This window comes from Chthoniobacter flavus Ellin428 (assembly GCF_000173075.1).
Taxonomy (GTDB): Bacteria; Verrucomicrobiota; Verrucomicrobiia; order Chthoniobacterales; family Chthoniobacteraceae; genus Chthoniobacter; species Chthoniobacter flavus.
Genome location: NZ_ABVL01000058.1, coordinates 1 through 5679, shown reverse-complemented (window position 1 = coordinate 5679; position 5679 = coordinate 1). Strand labels below are relative to the sequence as shown.

At 61.4% G+C, this 5679-nt stretch carries 3 protein-coding genes; 1 reads left to right on the top strand and 2 read right to left on the bottom strand.

What is annotated here, in order from left to right; genetic code table 11:
• Positions 1 to 1049: 1049 nt before the first annotated feature.
• The gene (locus tag CFE428DRAFT_RS34890) at positions 1050 to 2720 is read right to left on the bottom strand and encodes a serine/threonine protein kinase (RefSeq protein WP_006984018.1); all 1671 of its coding nucleotides are present in this window, start codon (positions 2718 to 2720) and stop codon (positions 1050 to 1052) included.
• A gap of 32 nt (positions 2721 to 2752) precedes the next feature.
• Positions 2753 to 3613 carry a two-component system sensor histidine kinase NtrB gene (locus CFE428DRAFT_RS32545; RefSeq protein ID WP_006984017.1) on the bottom strand — a complete coding sequence of 287 codons (861 nt, stop codon included), beginning with the start codon at positions 3611 to 3613 and terminating at the stop codon, positions 2753 to 2755.
• Positions 3614 to 4216: 603 nt separating this feature from the next.
• Between CFE428DRAFT_RS32545 and CFE428DRAFT_RS34885 the strand changes: the two genes are divergently transcribed.
• Positions 4217 to 5491, top strand: a complete 1275-nt coding sequence (locus tag CFE428DRAFT_RS34885) for a PP2C family protein-serine/threonine phosphatase (RefSeq protein ID WP_006984016.1) — start codon at positions 4217 to 4219, stop codon at positions 5489 to 5491.
• Positions 5492 to 5679 lie beyond the last annotated feature (188 nt).

Below are 5679 nucleotides of genomic sequence, written 5' to 3'. Positions count from 1 at the left end.
TATTGTTGACCGTTCTTCTGTCTGCGATTGCGCCGCAAAAACATGCCCCAGCTTGCCCCTTTCCTCTCTGCTCCAGCAAGGCGGCGGTCTCCACTACAACATCCAATCCCTGACAACCAACCGCCTCTCCAGAAGCCAACCCAACATCCCCTCACGGAAAAAGCTTTTTATCCCTAACGACTGTCGAACTTGGGCTAAGCATTACCCACATCTCAAAAAGACTGCGGATGGGGCCCGCGAATCACGCAGATAACGCGAATGAGGAGGATTTTATTCGCGTGATTTGCGTGATTCGCAGGCACTTCTTCTCTCCGCGGGACCTTCAAAAAAGATGTGGGTAATGGTTAGCCGCCGCAAGGGCTATCAGGATCACGATACCGACTCGGCCCAGGATGCGCTTCTTTCGAGATGTCATCGGATTTGTTCTACCGATTCAGCGAGCCGTGGCGGGAAAAAGTTCATCGAATGGGGTGAATTGCGAGCGATCGAGAGCCGCAAATTCCTGAGCCGAGATGAGTCCAGAACTCCCGTCAGCAAAGGCGGCAGCGTGGGTCGACGGTGCGGTGCCGATCCACCGACGCGGAACATTGTTATAAGCCGTGTCGCAAACCACGATGACCCGATGCGATTGCGCTCCGTCGGCGGAGAGCGGAACCGTGCAGACCAGAAAATGTGCGTTCGGAAGCCAATGATTTTGCCTGAGGTCGGAGAATAGTTCCCGCTGTTCAGCTCTGACCGCGGTGAACTGAAACGAATGGTCCGGGGCCTCCATCGCGGCCGCCCGCGCGAGCGTGGCGATGTTCCGCACGCGAGCAAGCGCTGCGGAGTTTCCGCCGCAGTTTGTCGTGTATGTCGTGGAGTGGAGCCCAGAAAAGAGGGCTGCGCCGGCGGCGAGGAAGAGTACGAAGAGAACGGAGGTTCTGAGTCTCATGTTTCGATTCAGCAATCATCACCGACTCTCTCAAATGCCGCGCGGCCGGGACGACGGAAAATCGATTCGTCGGACATACAGGACATATACACCGATCTTGCCTCCTGTCGCTCGCCACTCAGAACGGCCGCGGCCCGTGGAAGGGGATGTTCCGCGGGATGTACTGTTGCCAGTTGGTCGAGCCGGGGTGCGACGAGGAATCGCCGCTATTGTTGTTGCTGCTACTCCGCGAATGAGTCGAGCCACCGGACTTTTCCTTGCTGGCAGTGCCGGAGCTCAGGCGTTTCCAGGTCGCGGGACCATTGGGATCATTCGGATCGTTGGTCACGATCTCGTCTTTGTTTCGGATCTCGTAACCAAAGTCCGCGTTGATGTGAGTCACGCTCGATTCCCGATGAATTACGCCCCCTTGGGCGGTGACCATGCCAGCATCGATGATCGGTCCACCAGCGACGCTCGAGGAATAGTGGCCATCGGCAAACTGCTCCCAATGCAGGATCATGTAGTTCGTTCCGCCCATTTTCACCTTTGTCGTCCACGTGCCCACGAGGCCGGGATCGATGATCGACCCTTGGGGCGCGGCCTCGGGCGATGGCGTGGCCACGGGAGCGGGCACCGGCGTCGTGTAAGCGATCGGCCCCGGCGCGGGCGAAGGGGCGCCTTTGAAGACCGGCGGCGGGGTGACGACGCTGAACGGCGCGGGCGCAGGTTTCGGATCCGGCTGCGGATGCGGCGTCGGCGAGATCATTTTCATGATCACCCACGCACAAAACAACACGCCCACCGCCGCCGCACTCGCGGCCATGCGCGGATAATCGAACACCATCCCCGCCGCTCGACGCACGCGATCGAGCAACGTCCCCTGTGGTATCGGCAGCGGCGGACCGCTGAGCCGCTTCGACTTCGCACCCTCGGCGTTGCCCAGCAGCGTGCGCCACGCGGCCACGCTCTGCGGGCGGTCCTTGTATTCCACGGCCAGCGCCTTATCGATCGCGCTGAGAAATTGCCCGCTGTAGCTGCTGGCATACTGCTTCGCGAGACGCGCGCACGTGTCAGTCTTCAGACGCCGCGTGGCCTCCGGCGGCTTGTCGCCGTGAATGGCGCGATACATCACGCCACCCAGTGCGTAGATGTCCGACCACGCCCCCTGCTTGCCGTCTTCGTAGTATTGTTCAAACGGCGCGTAGCCGATGGTGACGATGCTGGTCAGCAACGCGGAACGTTCATTCACCGCCTGGCGCGCGCTGCCGAAATCGAGCAGAATCGGCCGGCCATCCTCGGTGATGTAAATGTTCTCCGGCTTGATGTCGCGATGCAGAAACCCCGCGCGATGCACCTTCTCCAGCCCCGAGAGCAACGGATCGAGCAGCCCGCGTAATTCCCCTTCCGTCGGCTTGCGCCCGAGCGTGGTCAGCCACTCGGCGAGGCTGCGCCCGTCCTCATATTTGGTCACCATGTAGGCCGTGCCGTTGGCCTCGACCATCTCGTAGACGTGCACGACATTCGGATGCTCGCACGCAGCGAGCGCGCGGCCTTCATCCAGAAAGCGTTCGCGGGCCCACATCAGATTGCCCTCCTCACCCTTCGTCTTGGCGATCACCGTCGTGCCATCGAGGCGGGTGGCGATGTCGTTCGGGAGCAATTCCTTGATGGCCACGCGGCGGCCGAGCGAATGATCTTCGGCGAGATAAGTGATGCCGAAGCCGCCGGCGCCGAGGACGCCTTTAAAACGATACTTACCGAGCTGGTAGCCCGCGGGCAGGGCGAGGCGATGTTCAGAAGCGATCATGGCGCTGCGGTCGGTAGAATGTTAGGTTGCCACTACTTCCACGCCGCGACAATACGTAACTCGGCATCGCGCGGTGTGGTGAATGCGGCGGATTCCACGGCCGGAATGAGCACATAGAAAGTCGTCCCGCGGCCCACCTGCGTTTGCAGGCTGAGCACGCCATCGTGTTTCTCGACGATCGAGCGCACCGAGGCCAGGCCCAGCCCCGTGCCTTTGCCCGGCGCCTTCGTGGTGAAAAAGGACGTGCAGATTTTCTCGCGGATGTGCTCCGGAATGCCATCGCCGGTGTCGCGCACTTCGAAGAGCACATAACGCCGCGTCGTGGTGGTGTTAGGATCGCGCGGATCGGTGTGGTCGAAGCTCACATTGCTCGCGCGCAGAGTCAGCGTGCCGCCCTCGGGCATGGCGTCGCGAGCGTTGGTGCAGAGATTGAGCAGCGCTCGATGAATCTGCGTGGCGTTGCCGAGGATGCGCGGCATGTGCTTCGGCGCATCCACCCGCACGCCGATGGAACCTGGGAAAGTCGACTGCGCAACCGCACCGATTTCCTCGACGATGGCGCGCGGATCGATCTCGCCGCCCTCTTCCTCCGCCCCGCGGGAAAAGGCCAGCACGTGCCGGACTAGTTCCGCCGCGCGCACGGTGCTCTTTTTCGCGATGTCGAGGAGCGCCTGGTGATTGGTTTTGGTGAGATGGGGGCGGAAGACTTCGAGGGACATCAGAATGGGAGAGAGGAGGTTGTTGAGGTCGTGGGCCATGCGGGCCACCTGGCTGCCAAGTTCGCGGAGCCGGGCGGCTTCGCTGTCGGTGTCAGTGGCGCGCGGCCGCTCATTCCGGCGGGAAGAGAGGTCCGCGCTGGTCCGGGAGATCGAGGTGGGGTGGAGAAGGTTCATGGGCGTGAATGGATTTTTGTTCGTCCCATGGCTGTTAAGAAAACCGCCGCGAGTGTGACCGAAGCGGGCGGAAAATTTTCCGCCGAAGAACCCAGCCGATCGAAAATCAAAGAGATAAACGCCTGCGTATTAGTATATTGCGACTCAGAAGATAAGAGCGTGGCGGGCGAACCAAACCGGCGCCAGCCGGACTTGAACGCAGAGAGCGCGGAGAACGCAGAGGGCCGCAGAGGGGGGAAAAAAGGATGAGGGATGAGGGATGAGGGATGAAGTGAAGTGCACTGCGCGTTTTTTTGGAGATCGGCACTCGCTATCGGGTAACGCGCTTTTTCATCCTTCCGCCTTCATCCTTTTCTTCCTCTGCGGCCCTCTGCGTTCTCGGCGTCCTCTGCGTTTAAATGGGTAGGCCTTTGGTTGCGGCTCCGCCGCGCTGTGCCCTCTGCGTTTAAGTCCGGGCCGCCTTTTGTGGCTTTTGCGCCTCTTTGTGGCTACTCAACCATTTTAAAAAAGAATAAAGCCAGCACTCGACCAAAGGCCGTTTCCCGGCTCATATTGGCGAAACTTCCGTTTCCACTTTCTCCAGTCTTTCCGCTGCGCAGCCTCATGAGTCAGTCCGATGCAAAAGACGGTTTCCGGTTCCTGATTAGCAGTTCCCAAGGTCCACGCCCTGAGCAGCAGGATTCGGGGATTTGCCTGTCCAACGATGTCCAGGGCACCGCGCTGCTCGTGGTGGGCGATGGCGTCGGCGGGCGCAGTGGCGGACGTCTCGCTTCGCAAAAGCTCACGCAGCTTGCCACCGAGCTGTGGGAAGAGCGCAAAGGCAGCCTGGCCAAGCCCGCGGAAGATCTCGCCATGCTCTGCCAGGTCGCCCACGAGCACATCAATAGCGAAGGCTCGAAGCTCGGCATCTCGCCGCGCACCACCATCGTCGCGCTTTACCTCACGCCGAAGCAGGCCTTCTGGGTGCATTCGGGCGACAGCCGGCTCTACCATTTTCGCGAGGGTAAACTCGTGGAGCGCACCGAGGATCATTCGTTGCTGGAGATCATGGTCCAGCGCGGTGCGGTGAAGGAGGAGGACATGGGCAGCCACCCCGACCAGAACACGCTGCTGCAGTCCTTGGGCGGAGAGGAATTCGTCGCGCCGTCTTCCGGTTCGGCCGAGATCACGCCCGATGATGGTTTTCTGCTCTGCACCGATGGCTTTTGGGAACGCACCAAACCCGAGGAAATGGCCGCGCTGGTCTTCGCCGAAGCCGCCGAGGCGAAGGGGCTGCTCGCCGATGCCGTAGAGCGGGCCGTGGGTCGCAACGGACCGAAAGGTGACAACGTAACCGTGGCGGTGGCGCTGCCTGCGCGCATCGCCCTTCCGGCGCGTGCCGCGGCGGCCATGGCTGCAGCGACCGTCATGCCGGTCAAAGCCGCGCCCACCCGCGCCGCGTTGGATCGTAAGCAGAAGATCACCTTGCTCAGCGGGGCGTTCCTTTTGCTGGTCGTCACGCCGATCCTGTTTTTCTGGCCGGAGGAGAAGAAACCTAACACCGCGGCGACGCCGGCCGCGCCCGTTGCGATACCGCCCCGCGCCATTCCGGTGGAGAAATCCGCTTCCACTCCGCCGCCGCTATCGCCGCCGCAGGCACAGCCCGTTCCCGTGGAAAAACCGCCGGCGCAGGGAATACCACCTTCCCGGGAATTGCCGCTCCCCACCGATCCGCCTTCGGATAGAAGCACACCCGCCGCCGGCCCGACGCCCATCGCCGTCCCTTTGCACCCCTTCCAGCCCGAGCGCGCCAAACCCGCCGAGCCCAACAAAAACAAGCCGAAGGACTTCAGCATCCGGGATTCGTCCCTCGAAGACCGCTCCAAGCCGGCGGAGTAGCGCGATTTTCAGAGGGCGCCGAGGCCATTTCGAGGAGAAAATTGACCACGGATTTCGCGAATTTCACGGATTTCGCGGCCGTGAAATCCGCGCAACCTTTGACCGTGATGGTGAAGAAGAGAGAAATCAGAGGTCCTTCGCAGGCTCCCAAAGAACCTGTTTCGAACTGAACTCGCTCCCTTGGGAGT

What these genes read in the sequence shown, in the direction of transcription:
- CFE428DRAFT_RS34885 (WP_006984016.1), top strand. Translation starts at nt 4,217, where the DNA reads ATGAGTCAGTCCGATGCAAAAGACGGTTTCCGGTTCCTGATTAGCAGT.
- CFE428DRAFT_RS34890 (WP_006984018.1), bottom strand. Translation starts at nt 2,720, where the DNA reads ATGATCGCTTCTGAACATCGCCTCGCCCTGCCCGCGGGCTACCAGCTC.
- CFE428DRAFT_RS32545 (WP_006984017.1), bottom strand. Translation starts at nt 3,613, where the DNA reads ATGAACCTTCTCCACCCCACCTCGATCTCCCGGACCAGCGCGGACCTC.